This is a genomic window from Rhodococcus sp. EPR-157, from assembly GCF_001647195.1.
Taxonomy (GTDB): Bacteria; Actinomycetota; Actinomycetes; order Mycobacteriales; family Mycobacteriaceae; genus Rhodococcoides.
This window is the reverse complement of the sequence record NZ_LVCV01000545.1, coordinates 1-2,130: the sequence shown is the minus strand read 5'-3', so window position 1 is coordinate 2,130 and position 2,130 is coordinate 1. Positions and strand designations below refer to the sequence as shown.

The window sequence follows — 2,130 nt, the reverse complement described above, 5'->3', positions numbered from 1 at the left end:
CGCGTCGAGGTCTCGCTTCCCGGCCAGTTCTCCCTCGGCGGCGGTGGTGGTAATGCCGACGGCGCGATCCGCCGTAAGCCCAAGCCCCGCAAGCGCGGCGGCGAAGGCGCCGGCGCAGCATCCGGTGACGCGGTCACCGCACCGATGCAGGGCACCGTCGTCAAAGTCGCTGTCGAAGAAGGCCAGGACGTCGCCGAGGGCGATCTCATCGCTGTTCTCGAAGCGATGAAAATGGAAAACCCCGTCAACGCCCACAAAGCAGGCAAGGTCACCGGCCTGGCCGTGCAACCAGGCTCCGCCATCACCCAGGGCACCGTCCTCGCCGAACTGAAGTAGCGGGAACCGTCAGGTCAGGCCACATCTCCGATGCAGTATCCGTCTTCCCCGACGGTGAGGGTGAACACCTGGTTCTGCTCGAATCCGGAGACGTTGGTGACGTCGGCGTAGACGGTCTTGTACACCCCGTTCGTCGACGCGACGTAGACGCTGGCCGGGTTGTACGACGCCGACCCGGTGAGCCGGCCAGGATTGTTCGCCAGCGGCGGAACCGTCGGGACACCTGTTCCCTGCGGGTCCCAGATGGCGCGCTGGGAGCACACGAGCGGGTAGTCGCCCTCCAGGTCGTCCGCACTGACCGGTGCGCCGGTGAATCGGCGTAGGTAGCGCTCCACGGTGTAGGTGGCGTCGACGTCCGAGTAGGCCAGCTGGGTGCCCGTCGGATAGACCTGCGGGCAGGCGTAGCCGGAGGCGATCTCGCTGCGCTTGACAGCGACGGTCGACACCGGTCCGGTCCAGGTGACTGCGTACTGCCCGTCGAGGCCTGGCCGGGCGGCTGCGTCGAGGATGGCGGGTACGTCTGCGTATCGCACCGGAATCTCGCTCGGCGGCACAGTCCAACACCGAGGCGTCACCGCGGGGACGCCCCCCGCGTCGAGATCGGTGAGGAACGCCCGGAGCGCCGTGGCCGCCTGCGGGTTACCTGGTACGTCGCCGACGGCAGGTCCTGCAGCGGTAGCGGTGGTGGTCGGCGGCTCTGTGGTCGTCGTAGTAGTAGTCGTCGTTGGTGTGGACGGTGAATCGGTGGGGATTCCCTGCTGGCCGTCTCCCCCGCACGCGGTGAGCGTCAGAACTGCCCCCAGCAGTCCCACACCCGTGAAAGCGATACTGCGAAGCGAACTCATGTAGTTGCGGACCTTCCCCACTTGGTCATCTCCCCGATACGCCTTTTGCGACTACGCTAGCCGACTGTGGAACCCGTCTATCGATCTGTCATCGGCATCGCCCGTGTGGTATTCGCCTTCGAGGGCCTGAAATTCCAGGTCGAGGGCGAGGAGAACATCCCCGCCAGTGGGGGAGCGGTCATCGCCGTCAACCACACCGGTTACCTCGACTTCACCTACGCCGGATTGCCCCCGCGAAGGGTCAAGCGGTACATCCGATTCATGGCAAAGAAGGAGGTCTTCGACAACAAGATCTCCGGCCCCATCATGCGGTCGTTGAAGCACATTCCCGTCGATCGCGGCGCGGGCGCAGAGTCCTACAAGGCAGCTGTGTCGGTTCTGCGCAAAGGCGAGCTCGTCGGTGTGTACCCCGAGGCCACCATCAGTCGAAGCTTCGAGATCAAGGAATTCAAGTCCGGTGCGGCGCGCATGGCCATCGAGGCGGGCGTTCCCATCATCCCGACGGTCATCTGGGGTGCGCAGCGGGTGTGGACCAAGGGATTCCCGAAGCGGCTCGGTCGTACCAAGACTCCGATCTCGATCGCCGTCGGTGCGCCCATCGATCCGGTAGGCCCGCCGGATGAGCTCACCGAGAAGCTGCACGCGACGATGAAAGAGATGCTGCTGAAACTGCAGGAAGGGTACGAGCACGAGCCCGGTGCCTACTGGGTGCCCGCCCGGCTTGGTGGAAGCGCGCCGACGCTGGCGGAAGCCGACAAGCTCGACGCGGTTGACGTCGCTGCCAGAGCCGCCGCGCGTGAGGCCAAGAAGGCGGAGTAGGGGGTACCCCGACGCGCCGAGTTTTTGGCGCACCCCAAGTGACCGAATGATGCTCCTATGTTTGTCAACCGTGTTGTGGGTGTGCAAGTAGGCCGAATACTTCGCGGGCTATGGCACGTTTGAGGCAGCG

3 protein-coding genes are annotated in these 2,130 nt (G+C 65.2%); 2 read left to right on the top strand and 1 reads right to left on the bottom strand.

The genetic code is table 11. From position 1 onward, the window contains the following. Positions 1–336, top strand: a 336-nt coding sequence (locus A2J03_RS24105; protein ID WP_156520567.1) for an acetyl-CoA carboxylase biotin carboxyl carrier protein subunit, incomplete at its 5' end; no start/stop codon positions are given. 14 nt (positions 337–350) lie between these two features. On the opposite strand, the gene A2J03_RS24100 is transcribed toward A2J03_RS24105, so the two are convergent. Further along, a complete protein-coding gene (locus tag A2J03_RS24100; protein WP_068379047.1) occupies positions 351–1,181 on the bottom strand; it encodes a hypothetical protein in 831 nt (276 codons plus the stop codon). Positions 1,182–1,247: 66 nt separating this feature from the next. Between A2J03_RS24100 and A2J03_RS24095 the strand changes: the two genes are divergently transcribed. After that, on the top strand, positions 1,248–2,000 hold the full coding sequence (locus A2J03_RS24095) for a lysophospholipid acyltransferase family protein (protein ID WP_068379042.1): 753 nt from the start codon (positions 1,248–1,250) through the stop codon (positions 1,998–2,000). The last annotated feature ends 130 nt before the right edge of the window (positions 2,001–2,130 follow it).

Excerpts from the sequence above, each read along its gene's own strand:
- A2J03_RS24100 (WP_068379047.1), bottom strand. The coding sequence starts at position 1,181 with ATGAGTTCGCTTCGCAGTATCGCTTTCACGGGTGTGGGACTGCTGGGG.